Raw genomic sequence first — 17023 nt, forward strand, 5'->3', positions numbered from 1 at the left:
GAGGCGACGGGGCGAGAACCGGTGGAGGATTGGTCGAGAGTGTCTCCCGGAACGGTCGACGGGTCGAGGCCGCGCCCGGAGGTGTTCGCCATCGGTGCGGCACCGATGCTGAACGCGCGCCCCACCGGATCGCGTGGAGCGGTCCGTCGGGGGCCGGGCCCGTGGGCCTCATCCTGCCATGCTAGCAGCCCCGGGGGCCGATCCGATGGCTCCAGGGCTGGCGGCAGCGCCCGTGGAGCCGGCCCAGGCCCCCGATGGGGACGCTGCGGCGCACGGTCCCTGCGCAGCGGCGGGCGAAGCTGCGCCCGGGGGGCGGGTCGAACCGACTCGGATCGATCTCGAGCCGCGCCTCGCGAGCGGCGCCCTCGGCCCTACAGACTCATGCCTCCGTCGATCACCAAGGTCTGGCCGGTGACGTAGTCGCCGCCCGGTCCGGCCAGGTAGTCGACGGCGGCCGCGATGTGCTCGACCTCGCCCAGGGTTCCGAGCGGGATCGACGCGGTCAGCGCCGCAGTGGCGTTCTCGTCGATCGCGGCCGTCATGTCGGTCTGGATGAACCCCGGCGCGATCGCGTTGACACACACGCCTCGGCCGGCGAACTCCTTCGCCAACGACTTGGTGAGCCCGATGACGCCCGCCTTGCTCGCGGCGTAGTTGGCCTGACCGGCGTTGCCGATGACGCCCACCACCGACGAGATGTTGATCAGGCGCCCCTTGCACTTCAGCAGGGTGCGCGCCGAAGCCTTGGCGAAGTTCCAGGTGCCCTTGAGGTTCACCTCGACCACGCGGTCGAAGTCCTCCTCGGACATGCGCAGCATGAGCTGGTCGCGGGTGATGCCCGCGTTGTTGACGACCACGTGCAGCCCGCCGAGGTCGGCGACGACCTGGTCGACGAGCGCCTTGACGTCGTCGGTCGAGGCCACGTCGACGCCGTAGGCACGCGCGTCGACGTCGCGTTCGCGGCAGGCGGCGACGGTTTCTTCGCAGCGGTCGGCGGACGTCGCGACGCAGGCCACCTTGGCTCCGCGTGCGGCGAGTCGGAGCGCGATGGCGCGGCCGATGCCGCGCGACGCTCCGGTGACGAGGGCCACTTGGCCAGAGAGGTGTCGGTCCATGGTTCGCCTCGTTGCGTGAGGATCGAGTCGTGAGGGTCGGTTCGTGGTTGTCGGGCCGCGTCCGCTGGTTCGCGAACGGCCACGCGCGTCAGTCGAGGTCGCTCGGCGTCTGGATCGAGCGCACCGTGGCGTCCTTGTCGATCTTGCGCAGGATGCCACCGAGCACGTTGCCCGGGCCCGGCTCGAGGAAGGTCGTGATCTCCTGTTCCAGCGCCCAACGCATGCTCTTCTCCCACAGGACGGGAGCGCAGACCTGGTCGGCCAGATAGCCGCGGATCTCCTGGGGCGACTCGACCGGCGCGCCCGTGACGTTGGTCACGAACGGCAGGCGCGGCGGAGCGATCTCCACGTCGCGCAGGGCGGCTGCGAGTCGCTCGGCCGCGGGGCGCATGCACTCGGAGTGGAAGCCACCCGCGACCGTCAGTCGGATCGCGCGCCGCACGCCGTGCTCCTTGGCCGCGGCTTCGACCGCGTCGAGCGCGGCGAGCTCGCCCGACAGCACCACCTGCCCCGGCGCGTTGAGGTTCGCGACCGAGCAGATTCCGTGGGCAGCACCGACGGCGGCCAACGCCTCGGCCTGGGCCAGGTCCGCTCCGACGAGGCTGGTCATGGACGAGGGAATCGCGTCGCTCGCGGCCTGCATCGCTTCGCCGCGCAGGCGGACGAGACGCACGGCGTCCTGGAACGACAGCGAACCGGCGCACCACAGGGCGGTGTACTCGCCCAGGCTCAGGCCGGCGGTCATGGTGGCTTCGCCGCGCTTCAGTCCGCGTTCCTCGAGCACGCGCACGATGGCCACGCTCGTCGTGAGGATGCCCGGCTGGGCGATGTCGGTGCGATTGACGTCGTCTCCACCTTCCCAGCAGGCGGTCGACAGAGCGAAGCCGAGTGCTTCGTCCGCCTCTTCGAACGTCTGACGGGCGATGGCGTGGGCGTCGGCCCAGTCGCGCCCCATGCCGGAGAACTGGGCGCCCTGGCCCGGGAAGAGGATGGCTTCGGTCATCGGGTCGAGTCGGGAGTGGGTCGGGCCGCGCGTGCGGCGCGAAGGTCGATGGTCGCGCGGCGCTCGCACAGGGTGCGGGCGCCCGCTCTCGTGGTCGGTCCGACGCGCGCCGGCCCCTCGAGCACGAGCGCGGGGAGCGCGGTCGGGTACCGGCAGGCCTCGCGCTCCGAGAGTCCGGTGCCCCGAGGCCGCGCGCGGCGTTGGATGCGGGCGATGGCGCCGCGTCGGGGGCCGTTCAGCGCAGCGCGACGAACGCGCCCGCGCGACGACCCGGGACGCGAACGATGGCTACCACTCGATCAGCGACGCGCCCCACGTCATGCCGGCCCCGAAGGCGACGGTCACGACGTACTTGCCCTTCTCGATCCGCCCCTGTGCGACGGCCTCGTGAAGTGCGATCGGGACCGTTGCCGCGGACGTGTTCGCGTAGCGCTCGATGTTCACCGCCACGCGGTCGAGCGGCAGATCGATGCGCTCGACGGCGGCGTCGATGATGCGCTTGTTCACCTGGTGCGGCACGACGAGGGAGACCTGCTCGCGCGGGATGCCTTCGATCATGCGTTCGATCAGCGTCCCCATCGTCGAGACGGCGAAGCGGAAGACCTCGCGCCCCTTGAGGTGTATGAACTGGGCGTGACTCTCCAGCACCTCTGCCGACTGCGGACGCTTCGAACCGCCGCCGGGGATGATGATGTTGTCGAAACCGCTGCCGTCGGCTCCCAGCTCGGAGCGCACGATGCGTCCCTGACCGCAGTCGGCGTGGGGCTGGAGGATCGCCGCCCCCGCTCCGTCGCCGAAGAGGATGCAGCTGCCGCGGTCGCTGAAGTCGATGACGCGGCTGAGCGTCTCGGCTCCGAGGACGAGCACGTTCTTCGCACTGCCCGACGAGATCAGCGCGCGACCGAGGTGCGTGCCGTAGATGAAGCCGGAGCAGGCGGCGGCCAGGTCCATGGCCATCGCGTTCTTCGCACCGAGTTCGGACTGCACCAGGCACGCCGTGGACGGCAGCGGATAGTCCGGGGTGAGCGTGCCGATCAGGATCGCGTCGAGATCGGCGGGATCGAGCGAGGCGTTCTCGCAGGCCTGACGGGCGGCCGCGACGCACATGGTCGCCGTGGTCTCGTCGTCGGCGGCGTAGCGGCGCTCGTCGATACCGGTGCGCTGGACGATCCACTCGTCCGACGTGTCGAGGAACTCCTCGAACCAGCTGTTCTTCACGACCCGCTCGGGGACGTACATGCCCGTGCCGGCGATGCCGACGTCCTTGAGGTTGGTCATGGAGCGAGGACGGTGAGAGGCCTTCGGAGAGCGACGCGCGCGGCGCCGCGGGAGAGCGGAGTGTGCCCCATGCGCCCCCATCGAGGCAACGTCCGCGGGCGGGGCGCGGCGGGGCGGCTAGGAAACGGCAACGCCGGCCAGGCCTTCGACGATGCGGTCGTTGATCCGGGCCTCCATGGCGCGGTGCGCGACGTGCAGGGCGTTGGCCACCGCGCGCGCGTCCGAACGGCCGTGCCCGACGACGACGGTGCCCTTCACGCCCAGGAGCAGTGCGCCGCCGTACTCGGAGTAGTCGGTCTTGGCGCGAATGGCGCGGATCACGTCGTCGGCCCAGGGAGCTCCGCGCTCGACGAGCTGACGACCGAAGGCGCGCAGGAGGTGGGCCGCGAGACCCTCCATCAGCTTCAGCACGACGTTGCCCGTGAAGCCGTCGCTGATGACGACGTCGACGGGGTGGTCGAACAGTTCGGAGCCTTCCACGTTGCCGCGGAAGCGCAGTTTCGAAGCACTGAGCAGTTCGTGGGCCTGCTTCACCATCTCGGTGCCCTTCGTCGCCTCTTCGCCGATGTTGAGCAGTCCGACCCGCGGCTCCGCGCAGCCGAGACAGCCCTGGGAGTAGACCGTGCCCATCAGCGCGTACTGCACCAGGTGCTCCGGCTTGGGAGCCACGTTCGCCCCCATGTCGGCGAAGGTCATCGGAGCGCCCGTGAGGTCGAGCGTGACGAAGATGCCGGGCCGCTGAACACCTTCGAGCGTGCCGAGCACGAGCGTCGCCGCACCGACACACGCGCCGGTGTTGCCCATGCTGACGAACGCCGAGGCCGCTCCCTGACGGACGGCGCCGACGCCGACGACGATCGACGAGTCGCGCTTCGCACGGAGGGCCTGCGCGGGCGACTCGTCCATCCCGATCACCTCACTGGCGGGGAGGATCTGGAAGCCGGGGTTGCCACCGCGAGCCGTGAGCTCGGCCTCGATGGCGTCGGGGCGACCCACCAGCAGGATCGAGGCGGGGTCGAGGGGCGCGCGTCCGTTCGAGTCCTGCGAACGGCAGGCGTCCAGGGCTCCGGCGACGACGGCGCCGGGGGCGTCGTCGCCACCCATGGCGTCGAGGGCGATGCGGTGTTCCATGTGCTTGGTGCGGTGGGTCGGGGGCCTCGGCGCGATCCTAGTGTCCCGACCTGCGAAAGCGGTGGACGGGACCTGGGGCGATCGGAAAGAGAGGTCGACGTGCGGGTCTCGAGACCCTCGGCGTGCGCAACGAACGACGGCCGGGCCGACCGGCCGCCGCCAACGTTTCCCGGGAGGCGTCGTCCGAGGCCGTGCACCGTTCGGCCTGGGAGCACGGTCCCGAACGACCGCGAGCCGCTGTCGAACGCTTCGTTCGACAGCGGCTCGCGGCAACAGGTCGCGGCCGGTGCCCGGAGGGCGATGTCTGCGATCGGAGGCCGAGCGCGGGTCGAGGGCGGGTCGAGGGCGCCCGGGACCTCGAAGCCCGGGACCGCGGCGCAGGGCCCCATCGGCTTCGTGGCGCCGCGCGAGGCTCCGTGGCGGTTGCAGCGTCGGCGCCGCCGTTGGATGCCGCCGTCGATCACGGCCGCCATCGATCACGCAGCGCGCGCTCGCTCACGCGCCCCGCTCCCATCGCCGTGGACGCGAGGACGGAACCCGGGCACGGAACGCGGATGACCCGGCCCGTTGGCGCCGGGTCGAGCGACGAGGCTCCTAGAAGTCCTGGGCCGGACGGACCTCGAATCCGCCCTGGCCGCCCTTCTCGAACCCGTAGTGGGTGTCTTCTTCGAGCAGCTTGTGCGGCAGGCGAGCGACCCCGGTCCGCGGGTCGCGGTTCACCTGCAATCGCTTGAGGGCCAGGTGGGAGCGGCGCAGGCCCTTGCGGGCTTTGGAGTGACGTCGTTTGGGGTGCGGCATGGCGTGTTGTGGGCCCTCGGATCGAGAGCGGGGCGAAGACGATAGCCAGCCGGCGCGCAGCCTGTCAACGCGCGATTGGGCGGGCGCTCCCGAGGATCGGGACTGCGAGATGGATCGGGACGGGTTCGGGCGGTCGAAGGCAGGCCGAGGGCGGGCGCGACGGGCGCGCGAGTCGGGCCGCTCCGGCCGGCTGCGGGGAGCAGCGGACCGGAGCCGGGTCGGGTTGGTCGTCGGTCGTGATGGGGCCGGAGGGGACCGACGAGGCGGCGTGGTCGCAGTGCGGCGTCGAGGCGGCAACCACGAAGCTCGCACGTCCGAACGCCCGCTCGCCGTCAGTCCACCCCGAGGGCGCTGCGCAGGGCCGTCGTGGCCGCACCGAGCTGGCTGGCGTCCTCGCCCTGGCCCTGGGCCGAGTCGGGACGACCTCCCCCACCACCGCCGATGGCGGCGCCGAGGATCTTCGCCAGATCGCCGGCCTTCAGACCGGACGCCAGCGCCGCCCCCTGGACCTGGACCACGAAGGGCACCTTGCCCTGGTCGCGGCCGGTGAGCACGACGGCGAGGTCCGGCTCGGCTCCCTTGATGCGGGTGCCGACGTCGCGCAGAGCGTTGCGGTCGGCCTTGGAGAGGTCGACGACGCCGACCTTGAAACCACCGCGATCGACGAGCGCCGCGCGAACTTCGTCGACGAGGGCCCCGACGTCCGCGGCCGCGAGCTTGGCGGTCTCCTTCTGGGCCTGCTTGACCTGGGTGCGCAACGCGTCGATGCGGTCGGGAACGTCCTCGGGCGAGGACTTCAGGGCGCGCGCCGCGGCTTGCACGATCCGGCGTTGGGCCTGGAGCACGTCGACCGCGGTGGCGCCGGTCACGGCTTCCACGCGGCGCACGCCGGCTTGCAGCGCGCGCTCGCCCACCAGCACGAACGGTCCGATGTCGCCAGCGGCGCGCACGTGGGTGCCACCGCACAGCTCGAGCGACCAGTCGCCGACGCCGACCATCCGCACGCGGTCCCCGTACTTCTCGCCGAAGAGCGCCATCGCACCGGCCGCCTTCGCCGCTTCGATCGTGTCCTCGCGACTGTCGACGGTGGCGTTGGCGTAGATCTGGGCGTTGACGCGGCGCTCGACCTCGTCGAGTTCCTCCTGTGTCAACCCGGTGGGGTGGGACAGGTCGAAGCGCAGTCGATCCGGACCGACGTAGGACCCCTGCTGACTCACGTGGTCACCGAGCACTTCGCGCAGCGCCTTGTGCAGAAGGTGCGTCGCGGTGTGGTTGCGCATCGTGCGGGCGCGCCGCTCGGCATCGACCCGAGCCGTCACGTCGAAGCCAGCGGTGGGTTGGCCCTCGCACTCACCGATGTGCACCACCACGTCGCCCAGCTTCTGGGTGTCGGTGACCACGAAGCGGAAGCTCCCGTCCGCCGCCACGATCTCACCCGCGTCCCCGACCTGACCACCGGACTCGGCGTAGAACGGGCTGCGATCGAGAACGACCACGCCGGTTCCATCGGCACCCGCGTGGAAGCGGACGACGCGCGCCGACGACTCGACGCCAGCGGCCTCGTCGTGGTAGGTGCTGACCGTCGCGGGCAGACCTTCCAACTGTTCGGCGGAGAGCAACTGCTTGAACGAGCCCTCGGAACGACTGACGTCGCGGTGCTTGGCCTCGGCCTCGTCCCAACCGGTACTGTCGAGTTCGAGCCCGCGCTCGCGCGCCATCAGCTCGACCAGGTCGCGCGGGAAGCCGTACGTGGCGTAGAGCTCGAATCCCTCCGCGCCGTCGAGGCGCGTCGTGCCGGCGCGCTCGAGACGGTCGGCCAGTTCGTCGAAGCGCACGAGACCGCGCCCGAGCGTCGTGGCGAACGCCTCTTCCTCGGCGCGCACGATGCGCTGGACGTGCTCGACGCGCGCGGCCATCTCCTCGAACGCCGGGCCGAGGATGCGAGCCACCGTCGGCACGAGCTCGCACAGGAACGGAAGCTCGAGACCGAGCACCTGACGTCCGAAACGGGCCGCGCGGCGCACGAGTCGGCGCAGCACGTACCCGCGGCCGCCGTTGCTCGGCAGCGCACCGTCCGAGAGCGCGGCCGTCACGGCACGCACGTGGTCGGCCGCGACGCGCATGGCCACGTCGACCGCTTCGTCCTCGCCGTAGGTCTTGCCGCACAGGCGACCGAGCTCGGTGAAGATCGGTTGGAAGAGGTCGGTGTCGTAGTTCGACGAGACGCCCTGCAGGACGCCGAGCACGCGCTCGAACCCCATTCCCGTGTCGACATGCTTGGCGGGCAGCGGCTTCAGGCTGCCGTCGTCCAGACGGTTGAACTGCATGAACACGAGGTTCCACAGCTCGATGAAGCGCTCGTTACCCGCGTTGACGCCGATGGCGGGGTCGGCACCGTCGGCGGGGTCGCAGTCGGGTCCGCCGCGGTCGATGTGGATCTCCGAGCACGGTCCGCAGGGGCCGGTCTCCCCCATCTCCCAGAAGTTGTCCGTCCGATCGAAACGCAGGATGCGTTCGGGAGCGATGTCGGTGCACTCGCGCCACAGACGTTCGGCCTCTTCGTCCGCGGGCAGGCCATCGGCCGCGTCGCCGCCGAAGACGGTCACCCACAGCCGTTCCTTCGGCAGCTTCCAGACCTCGGTCAGGAGCTGCCAGGCCCAGCGGATGGCGTCCTCCTTGAAGTAGTCGCCGAACGACCAGTTCCCGAGCATCTCGAAGAACGTGTGGTGGTACGTGTCGACACCCACCTCCTCGAGATCGTTGTGCTTGCCCGAGACCCGGATGCACTTCTGCGTGTCGGCGGCCCGGGTGTAGGGGCGCGAACCGGAGCCGAGGAACACGTCCTTGAACTGGTTCATCCCCGCGTTCGTGAACAAGAGCGTCGGGTCGTCCTGGGGGAAGACCGGGCCCGAGGGCACGATGCGGTGGCCCTGCTCCTCGAAGAAGTCGAGGAACTGGCGGCGGACCAGCTCGGCGGTCGGCTTGGTGAGGGAGGTCTCCTTCGGGGCCATCGTCGTGGGGCGCGATCGAGCGCGCGAATCGGGTGGAGCGGAGTCGGAGCGGTGGCGCTCCGCGGGCGAACGGGGCAGCACGATACCAGGAAGCCCCGGGCCCCCGACGCGAGGCCGTTCCCCGCGGCCCGGCAGCGAGCAGCACCGTCGCGCCCGCCACCTTCGCGCCCGCCACCTTCGCGCCCGCCACCGTCGCGCCCGCCATCGTCGTGCCCGCCACCGACCGCGGGGCATCGAACGCGGGGCATCGAACTGGCGACGTCGCCCACACCGAACCGGAAACCCGCCTTCTGGTGGTGCGCCTCCTGGCAGCGGGCTTTCTGGCAGCGGGTTTTCTGGCAGTGGGCATTCTGGAAAAGGAGCGCGCAACGCGAAGTGGGTCGTGCGGGTCGGTGCACACGACCCGCCGACCCACCTCCCACCGCTCGATCAGCGGCCTCCGCGCGCGAGCGCGGAGCTCGACTCCGGTCGGGACGCGCAGGACAGGAGCCTTCGAGTCCGAACTGGAGTCCGTCCCATCCGCACCGGACTCAGTCCTACGCGTCCGCGCTGGCGTCGGTGCCCGCTTCCGCGGGGGCGAGCTTGCCGCGGACCAGTTCGTCCAGGCGGGCCGCCAGGTCCGGGTTGTCGATCAGGAACTGGCGCGAGCGCTCGCGGCCCTGACCCAGCCGGATCTCACCCTGGTCCGGATCGGCGTAGGAGAACCAGGTGCCCGACTTGATGACGTAGCCGGCCTGCATCCCGAGGTCGAGCAGGTCGCCCTCGTAGGAGATGCCGCGGTTGTAGAGGATGTCGAACTCCACCTTGCGGAAGGGCGGCGCGATCTTGTTCTTCACCACGGTGACCTTGGTGCGGTTGCCGACCACCAGGTCGCCCTCCTTGATCTGTCCGATGCGGCGGATGTCGCAGCGCACCGACGAGTAGAACTTCAGGGCCCGTCCACCGGTGGTCGTCTCCGGACTGCCGAACATGACGCCGATCTTCTCGCGGATCTGGTTGATGAAGATCACGAGGCAGTCGGACTTGGCGATGGCGGCAGTGAGCTTGCGCAGGGCCTGGCTCATCAGGCGGGCCTGCAGACCCACGTGGCTGTCGCCCATCTCGCCCTCGATCTCGGCGCGCGGCACCAGCGCGGCGACCGAGTCGATCACGATCACGTCGATCGCGTCCGAACGCACGAGCGTCTCGACGATCTCGAGGGCCTGCTCGCCGGTGTCGGGCTGACTGATCAGCAGGTCGTCCAGGTCGACGCCGAGCTTGCGGGCGTAGGACGGATCGAGCGCGTGCTCGGCGTCGACGAAGGCACAGATGCCGCCCTCCTTCTGGGCCGCGGCCACCACGTGCAGGGTCAGGGTCGTCTTGCCCGAACTCTCCGGGCCGTAGATCTCCACGATCCGCCCCCGCGGGAAGCCCTTGCCGCCGAGCGCCATGTCGAGGGACAGGGAGCCCGACTTGATGCCCTTGATCTCGCGGATCACGGCGCCGTCGCCCATCCGCATGATCGAGCCGGTTCCGTAGCTCTTGCTGATCTCGGCCAGAGCCGCATCGAGCTTCTTCTCGCGCTCGGCGTGGACCTTGGCGGCCTTCGCCGCCTCGGCGGCCGTCGGCTTGGGCTTGGCCGCTGCGGCCTTGGCCCGGTCGTTCGCCGTCATCTCGACGGGAGCGTCCTTCGCGCTCGCCTCCTTGCCCGTCGCGGCCTTCTCGGTGGCCGCCTCGGAACTGGCCGAGCCGGAACTGGCCGAGCCGGAACTGGCCGAACTCGTGTCGGCCGAGTCGGAGTTGGTGGAAGCGGCGCTGGAGGGGGCCGCGGCGGTCTTCGAGTTCTTGGTCGTGCTCATGGAACCGATCTGTTCGGTAGGTCGAGGGTGGAGAGCCCGGACTCTAGTGCCCGATCGGCCGCCCCTCCACCGAAAAGAGCGAACGAAACCCGAACAGGCCCAAAACGGGACGTGACGCCGGTCGCGCCGGCCCCAATGGACCGATCCAACCACGTCGCGGTGTCGGGCGCACGGCCAAATCCTCGCCCGTGTGCCACTCCGGGACCGACGGGGCGGGAGCCGCGTCCGACGGTCACGCCACGCCGCCCCCACCGGGCGCACGGGCGGCAGCTCGCCGAAGGATCCGGCCCGAGCGGCGGCGCGGATGGGTCCGGCCCGGCGTCGGCGGCCAGGCGCGGACCTCCGAGCGGGCCGCCCTCCGACCCCTAGAGCCGGATCAGCTCGTGGAGCTCGTTGAAGCGCGACTCGATCTGGGAGCGACCGACCTCGGCCAGCGCGTCGATCGAGAAGGACTCGACGCAGTGGGAGGCCGTGACCGTCCCGTACACCATCGCGCGACGCAGGGTCTGCGGGTGCGTGTTCTGGGCGGCGGCCAGGTAGCCCATGAAGCCACCGGCGAAGCTGTCGCCCGCACCGGTCGGATCGACCACGCGATCCACCGGGTACGCGGGGAGCGCGAAGCGCGTGGTGTTCGAGATGAGGAACGCGCCGTGCTCGCCCTTCTTGAGGACGCAGAACTTCGGCCCGAGTTCGAGCACCTTCTTCGCGGCGGTCAGAAGGTGCGTCTCGCCGGTCAGCATGCGCGCCTCCTCGTCGTTCAGCACGAGGCCGTCGATGCGCGGCAGCAGCGCGAGCAGGTCGTCGCGCGCGATGTCGATCCACAGGTTCATGGTGTCGGCCACCACGAACTTCGCCTCGGGAAGTTGGTCGAGCGCCTTCGCCTGGATCGCGGGCGCCGTGTTCGCGAGGAACACGAACTCCGTGTCGCGGTAGCTCGCGGGGATCTTCGGATCGAAGTGCTCGAGCACGTTCAGATCGGTCGACAGCGTGTGCCGCGTGTTCCAGTCCGCCTCGTAACGTCCCGCCCAACGAAAGCTCTTGCCGTCGGCGACCTCGACACCTTCCGTGTCGATGCCGACCTGGCGGAAGTCGGCCAGTTGGGACTGGGGGAAGTCGTCGCCGACCACGCCGACCAGGCGAACGCCGCTGAAGTAGCGCGCGCTCATGGCGAAGAACGTCGCCGACCCGCCGAGGGCGTCGTCGCGCTTGTCGTAGGGCGTCTCGACCGAGTCGAAGGCCAGGGTTCCGATGACGAGGAGGCTCATGGATTGAACAGGTGTTGGGATCGCGGGGGATGGTTCGAGATCGGGCGCTCCGGCCAGATCGGCGGACGCACCTTCGTTGGTTCGCTGGTCGGAAGCTCGCTGTGCGGCGCGGTCGTCGTCAGTTCGTGGCGGCGCTCTCCGCCTCGACGACCTCGGCTTCGGCCAGGCCCTCGCGCGCGGTCGCGGACGCGCCCGGCTTCAGGAGGTAGAGCCCGCCGGCGAAGCCGATCAGCATCTGGCACAGGCGGAAGCCGACACTGACCGCGACGCCGAGCGAGGCCGCGACGCCGACCATCTGGAACAGCGAGCCGTAGGCGGCCTCACCGACGCCCCATCCGCCGGGCGTGATCGGGATCGAACTCACCATGTTCGCGACCGGCACGATGGCCAGGTAGTCGACCAGACCGATCTGGCCGTCGGGCACGCCGAACGCGGCCCCCAGGCCCATCACACCGACGACCGCGAGGAAGTGATTGCCCATGGAGAGGGCGAACGCCAGCAGCAGCTCGAGCGGCCTGCGTCGGTAGGCCACGACGGCCGCGTCCAGGCTCTTGATGCGCTCGGCCATGGGCAGGCGTTCGATCAACGCGTCGAACCGCAGCAGCTTGCGGACGCGCCGGCTCGTGTACACGAGCGCGCCGACCAACATCACGAGCATGATCGGCGGAACGATCGGACGCAGCTCGGCGAAGCTGTCCGCGACCAGGATCACGACGGACGCCAGGAACGCGAGCGCGAACATGCCCATCAGTCGGTCGACCACGACCGAGACCAGGGCGTCCGGTCGCTTGCCGGGGTTCTCGCGCACGGCCAGCACGGCTTTGACCACGTCGCCGCCGGTGAGTCCGGGCATGACGAGGTTGAAGAACAGGCCGAGGTAGCTGAGCCTGAAGGCCGACCACCACTTCACCTGACAGCCGGCGAGCTTCAGAAGTCGCCACCAGCGCGTGATCGCGAACAGCAGCGCGGTCAGGAAGCAGCCGAGGGCCCAGACCAGGCCCTTCAGTTCGACGCTCTTGAAGACGCGCGGCATGCCCGGCTTGATGTCGACGCCGACGCCGGGCAGCCCGACGACGCTCCAGGACTTCTTCGCGTCGGCGTCGTCCGCCAGGACGAGTTCGAGCTGCGGCAGGTTCTGGGGCAACCAGTCGGGCCAGGTGCCCGGGCGGCCGTCGGGAGCCACGTCGAACACCGTCGCCTCGGTCTTCCAGTTCTCGTCGAACGCCCCGATCAGCTCGATCGCGGTTCGGTCCGCGCCCGGGGAGCTGAGCACGACCACGTCGCGCCAGGGCAGGAACCACATGACGAGGCCGAGAATGGCGACGCCGAACAGAGGCTGCAGCCAGCGGCGCAGCGTGTGCGGGCGGGCGCCGCTCACCGAGGTGCTCCTGCGTCGGCGCCGCTCGGGTCGGGCTGCGAAGCGCGGTGGGCTTCGAACCACTGGCGCCACTCCTCGATGCGCAGGGTGTCCAGGTCCGTCGGAGCGAAGGCCGCCAGGGCGCGGAAGCACGCGCCGGGGAGCGTGCCCAGGTCGACGCCCGCGTGCGTGATGAACAGCTCGAGCCAGGCGTCGCGCGCCGCTCCGTCCGCCTGTCCCTCGGGCAGTCCGACCTCGAGCAGACCGCGAATCACGCCTTCGACCACGTCGAAACGTCCGCCCTCGCTGGCGGCCGCGGCCAGTCCGAAGGCGCGCCGGGGTTCGAGCACGGTGCAGGTGCTCGCGGCCAGTTGGGCCACGTCGGGCGACGGGTCGTCGAGCGCGAACTCGAGCCCCAGGGCACAGGCCTGACGGGCGTAGCCGCGCGCGGCCTCGACGAGCAGCTCTCGTGCCTTGCCCGAGTCGGTCCGGCGCGCGAGCAGCGCCGTCATGCGCACCAGGCGCCGCGTCGCGTCGAGTCCCTGCTCGGCCGGGTTCCACGGAGCGAGCGCCGCACGGACCGCGGCGCCGTCCTCGGACTCGGCCGCGGGAACGAGCTCGCGCCACAGTGCGGTCAGGGCCGCGCCGATCTCGTCGTCCGCCTCCGCGGTCGTGGGCGAGTCCGCAGTCGTGGCCGTGTCCGTGAGCGCGTCGCCGGAGCCGGTCGCGGCCTCGAGCACCGAGCCCGCGCTGCTGGGACGCACGTCCCCGAGTTCGTCCGCGACCCGAGTGAGCATCCGCACCGCCACGAGGCGTTCGACCGGCTGGGTCGAGCGCTGGGCGAGCCACGCGCCCAGCTCGGCCTGCAGGGCCCAGACCTCGGGTTCGCTGGTGTCGAAGCCTTCGAGGGCGAGCAGTTCCGTGAGGGCCCGACGCCGGGGGGTCTCGACGAAGTCGGTGGGTCGGCCCCGTCCGTCCGCCGGCGCCTCCTCGCCCGAGCCTTCGACCCCGATCGCCTCGCGCCCCAGTCGCGCGAACCCCGCGAAGCCACTGGCCACGCTCGAGAGGAAGTACTCGGCCGGCGACATGACCGAGTTGTAGGGCCGCGGCGAACCGTCCTCCTCGTGCAGCTCCCGCAGGTTGTACGAGGACGAGTCGAGACTGCGGCAGCCACTGGCGAGGACCCCACCGAGGACCGCCAGGAGCGCCGCCAGGGCACCATGGGGAGCTTTCACGCGAGAAGTGTAGCCGCGCCGCCAGCCGCGAGCGCGCACGGAGACCCGTTCGCGAACCCACGCGCGCGGTCCCGGCACTGGCCGTGGACGCCGGACGCGGGCGCTGGATGCGGAGCGAGCCAGCGCGTCCTCCGCTCGCCCACCGCCGCCTCTGGCCCACCGCCTCCCCCGCCCACCCAGGGAAGACCGACCCAAGGCCCCGCGCGTTTCGGGTGGCGAGCGAAGAAACTCGTCGGCGCGAGGCTTAGGCTTGCCCCATGGCCACCTTCCTCGTCACGCTCGCGTTCTTCCTGATCGCCGTCGGCGCGATGTCCGTCGGACTCCTGCGCGGCCGGCGGCTCAGCGGCTCCTGCGGGGGCCTGGACAAGCTGGGTCAGCCCATCGGCGAGTGCGTCTGCGGCAAGCCCATGAACGAGGGCTGCAGCGTCGACCCCGAGCAGTTGGACGCCCTGCTCGCCGAACGGGCGCGCGAAGGCGCGTCCAGCTGAGCGGTTCGACCCGCGACCGGCGGGTTCAGTCGAGCGGCACGCGACAGCGTTCGAAACCCGGCGAGGCGTGCTCGACCAGGCGCTCGCCGTCGCGTTCGACCACGAAGACCTCGAAGTCGGCTGCGGTTGCGCTCAGTTCGACCGCGGCCGGTCCGCCGAGGACCGCCAAGGCCGTGGCCAGCGCGTCGGCGCGCGCGCACGAGGGCGCGAGGACCGAGGCCGACGCGACGTGACTCGCGATCGGACGCGCGATCCGTGGATCGAAGAGGTGGCTGACCACCGCACCGTCGAGCTCGACCGTGTTGCGATAGTCCCCGGACGTGGCGAGCGCGCCGTCCGACAGACTGACGATCGCGTAGGGCACGCGTTCGGTGCTCGTGCGCGGGTCCTCGACCCCGACGCGCCACGGACCGCCGTCCGGACGCTCGCCGCGCACGCGCAACTCACCGCCCACTTCCACGAGGAAGCGCTCGACGCCGTTCGCCACGAGCGCGTCGTGCACGCGATCGACGGCGTAGCCCTTGGCCACCGCGGACAGGTCGACCTCGACGCCCGGAACGCTCTTGTCGAGGATCGGACGGCGGTCGATCAACAGCTCGAGCCCGATCCGCGCGCGCAGCTCGACCAGCTCTTCTTCGCTCGGAGTCGTCGACGCCTCGCCACCGCCGAAGCCGTACGCACGCACCAGCGGCAGAACCGTGGGATCGAACGCGCCGCCGGTGAGGTCGTGCACCTCGCGCGCGAGATCGAGCACCTCCCAGGTCGCCTCCGACAGCTCCACGCCGTCACCCGGTTCGGCGCGGTTGAAGCGCGAGAGTTCGGAGTCCGCGCGCCACGTGCTCATCGCAGCGTCGACGCCGTCGAGTTCGGACTCGATGGCCGCCCGCAGCCCGGGCACCTCGTCGGCGTCGAAGCCACCGTCACGCACGATCGTGACCTTCCACGACGTGCCCATGCACATGCCGACGAACGTCACGTCGGGGCGCTGGGTCCCGCGACATCCGAGAGCACCGAAGCACGCGAGCACGACCAGGAGGAGGAAGCGACGGGACAGCATGGGTGCGAGGTGTGGGTCGGTGGCGTGGAACGGCGGAGCTGTCGATCGAAGGGCCGCGGCGACCGCTCGGGAACAACTGGCGCCAGAACGTGTGCGGCGCGCCCTTCCGCGGAGGAGGGACGCGCCGCGCGCCGTGGCGAGAGCGATCAGCCGCTCGCGGCCGCGCTCGGCGGATCACTCAGCTGCCGAAGTCGTCGAGGTCGATCATCTCGGGATCGACCCCGAGGTCGTCGAGCATCCGGAGCACCGACGAGTTCATCATCGGCGGACCGCACAGGTAGTACTCGATGTCTTCCGGCGACTCGTGCTTCGACAGGTACTCGTTGAGGCAGACCTGGTGGATGAAGCCCTTCAGTCCGGTCCAGTTGTCCTCGGGCTTGGGGTCCGAGAGGGCCACGTGCCACGAGAAGTTGGGGAACTCGGCGGCGAGCTGGTCGAAGTCCTCGACGTAGAACATCTCGCGCAGGGAACGCGCGCCGTACCAGTACGACACCTTGCGGCCCGTCTTGAGCGTCTTGAACATGTGCATGATGTGCGAGCGCAGCGGCGCCATGCCGGCGCCACCACCGATGAACACGCACTCGCGCTCGGTCTTCTTCAGGTGGAACTCACCGAAGGGACCCGAGACCATGACCTTGTCGCCCGGCTTGCAGTTGAAGATGTAGCTGGACGCCTTGCCGCCCGAGATGCCCTTGGCGCCGGGCGGCGGAGACGCGATCCGGACGTTGAGCATGACGATGTCGTCGCCCTCGGCCGGGTAGTTGGCCATCGAGTAGGCGCGTTCGATCGTCTCGTCGTTCCAGGCCTTCTCGTCCCAGACGTTGTACTTGTCCCAGTCCTCGTGGTACTCGGGCTGGATGTCGAAGCTCTTGTAGGAGAGGTCCTTGTACGGCGGGATCTCGATCTGGATGTAGTCGCCGTTCTGGAAGTCGATGCGCTCGCCCTTCGGCAGACGCACCTTGAACTCCTTGATGAACGTGGCGACGTTGTCGTTCGAGACGACCTCGCACTCCCACTTCTTGGCGGAGAAGACGGCGGCCGGCACTTCGACGTGCATGTCGCCCTTGACCTTCACCTGGCAGGAGAGGCGACAGCCCTCCTTGGCCTCGGCGCGCGAGATGTGGCCCTCTTCCGTGGGCAAGATGCCGGTGTTGCCCTCAGAGATCTTCACGGTGCACTGGGCGCAGGTGCCACCCCCGCCGCAGGCCGAGGGCACGAACAGCTTCTGTTCGGCCAGCGTCGTCAGGAGCGTGCCGCCCTGGTTGACCTCGAACGCGTTGGACTCGTCGCCGTTGACGACGATGCGGACCTTGCCCGCTTGGACGAGTTTGCTCTTCGCGAAGAGAAGAACGCCAACCATCACCACCACCACGAGGGTGAACATGGTGATGCCGAGGATGATGGTTTCGATTTCCATGACTGATCGTTCCTTGGCTCCTAGGCCGCG

The 17023-nt window shown here is 70.3% G+C and carries 13 protein-coding genes; 1 reads left to right on the plus strand and 12 read right to left on the minus strand.

Going from position 1 to position 17023, the window contains the following annotated elements; translation table 11 throughout:
- Nucleotides 1–371: 371 nt before the first annotated feature.
- From fabG to Pla163_RS10405, 10 genes are all read right to left on the minus strand, one after another.
- On the minus strand, nucleotides 372–1115 hold the full coding sequence (gene fabG, locus Pla163_RS10360) for a 3-oxoacyl-[acyl-carrier-protein] reductase (protein WP_145187549.1): 744 nt from the start codon (nucleotides 1113–1115) through the stop codon (nucleotides 372–374).
- A gap of 88 nt (nucleotides 1116–1203) precedes the next feature.
- The gene (locus Pla163_RS10365) at nucleotides 1204–2118 is read right to left on the minus strand and encodes an ACP S-malonyltransferase (protein ID WP_145187552.1); all 915 of its coding nucleotides are present in this window, start codon (nucleotides 2116–2118) and stop codon (nucleotides 1204–1206) included.
- A 288-nt stretch (nucleotides 2119–2406) separates the two neighbouring features.
- Complete coding sequence (locus Pla163_RS10370) at nucleotides 2407–3396, minus strand: beta-ketoacyl-ACP synthase III (RefSeq protein ID WP_145187555.1); 990 nt, start codon at nucleotides 3394–3396, stop codon at nucleotides 2407–2409.
- Between the two features lie 117 nt (nucleotides 3397–3513).
- Nucleotides 3514–4527: a phosphate acyltransferase PlsX gene (plsX, locus tag Pla163_RS10375; RefSeq protein WP_145187558.1), complete on the minus strand. Its 1014-nt coding sequence runs from the start codon at nucleotides 4525–4527 to the stop codon at nucleotides 3514–3516.
- A 594-nt stretch (nucleotides 4528–5121) separates the two neighbouring features.
- Nucleotides 5122–5325: a 50S ribosomal protein L32 gene (gene rpmF, locus Pla163_RS10380; RefSeq protein WP_145187563.1), complete on the minus strand. Its 204-nt coding sequence runs from the start codon at nucleotides 5323–5325 to the stop codon at nucleotides 5122–5124.
- 332 nt (nucleotides 5326–5657) lie between these two features.
- Nucleotides 5658–8336 (minus strand): alanine--tRNA ligase, encoded by a 2679-nt coding sequence (alaS, locus tag Pla163_RS10385; protein ID WP_145187566.1) that lies wholly within the window; start codon nucleotides 8334–8336, stop codon nucleotides 5658–5660.
- Nucleotides 8337–8872: 536 nt separating this feature from the next.
- On the minus strand, nucleotides 8873–9988 hold the full coding sequence (gene recA / locus Pla163_RS10390) for a recombinase RecA (protein ID WP_145192479.1): 1116 nt from the start codon (nucleotides 9986–9988) through the stop codon (nucleotides 8873–8875).
- Nucleotides 9989–10539: 551 nt separating this feature from the next.
- Nucleotides 10540–11439 (minus strand): PfkB family carbohydrate kinase, encoded by a 900-nt coding sequence (locus Pla163_RS10395; protein ID WP_145187569.1) that lies wholly within the window; start codon nucleotides 11437–11439, stop codon nucleotides 10540–10542.
- A gap of 118 nt (nucleotides 11440–11557) precedes the next feature.
- Nucleotides 11558–12817 carry a lysylphosphatidylglycerol synthase transmembrane domain-containing protein gene (locus Pla163_RS10400; protein WP_145187572.1) on the minus strand — a complete coding sequence of 420 codons (1260 nt, stop codon included), beginning with the start codon at nucleotides 12815–12817 and terminating at the stop codon, nucleotides 11558–11560.
- Nucleotides 12814–14031 carry a hypothetical protein gene (locus tag Pla163_RS10405; RefSeq protein WP_145187575.1) on the minus strand — a complete coding sequence of 406 codons (1218 nt, stop codon included), beginning with the start codon at nucleotides 14029–14031 and terminating at the stop codon, nucleotides 12814–12816. The genes Pla163_RS10400 and Pla163_RS10405 overlap by 4 nt, the downstream gene beginning before the upstream one ends.
- Nucleotides 14032–14288: 257 nt before the next feature.
- Here Pla163_RS10405 and Pla163_RS10410 point away from each other — a divergent pair, with 257 nt between their 5' ends.
- The gene (locus Pla163_RS10410; protein ID WP_145187579.1) at nucleotides 14289–14519 is read left to right on the plus strand and encodes a (Na+)-NQR maturation NqrM; all 231 of its coding nucleotides are present in this window, start codon (nucleotides 14289–14291) and stop codon (nucleotides 14517–14519) included.
- Nucleotides 14520–14544: 25 nt separating this feature from the next.
- On the opposite strand, the gene Pla163_RS10415 is transcribed toward Pla163_RS10410, so the two are convergent.
- Nucleotides 14545–15576, minus strand: a complete 1032-nt coding sequence (locus Pla163_RS10415) for an FAD:protein FMN transferase (RefSeq protein ID WP_145187582.1) — start codon at nucleotides 15574–15576, stop codon at nucleotides 14545–14547.
- Between the two features lie 178 nt (nucleotides 15577–15754).
- Entirely contained in the window at nucleotides 15755–16993 is a 1239-nt protein-coding gene (gene nqrF, locus Pla163_RS10420; RefSeq protein ID WP_145187585.1) for an NADH:ubiquinone reductase (Na(+)-transporting) subunit F, read from the minus strand.
- Between the last annotated feature and the right edge of the window lie 30 nt (nucleotides 16994–17023).

The sequence above is a fragment of the Rohdeia mirabilis genome (genome assembly GCA_007750655.1).
Lineage (GTDB): Bacteria > Planctomycetota > UBA1135 > UBA1135.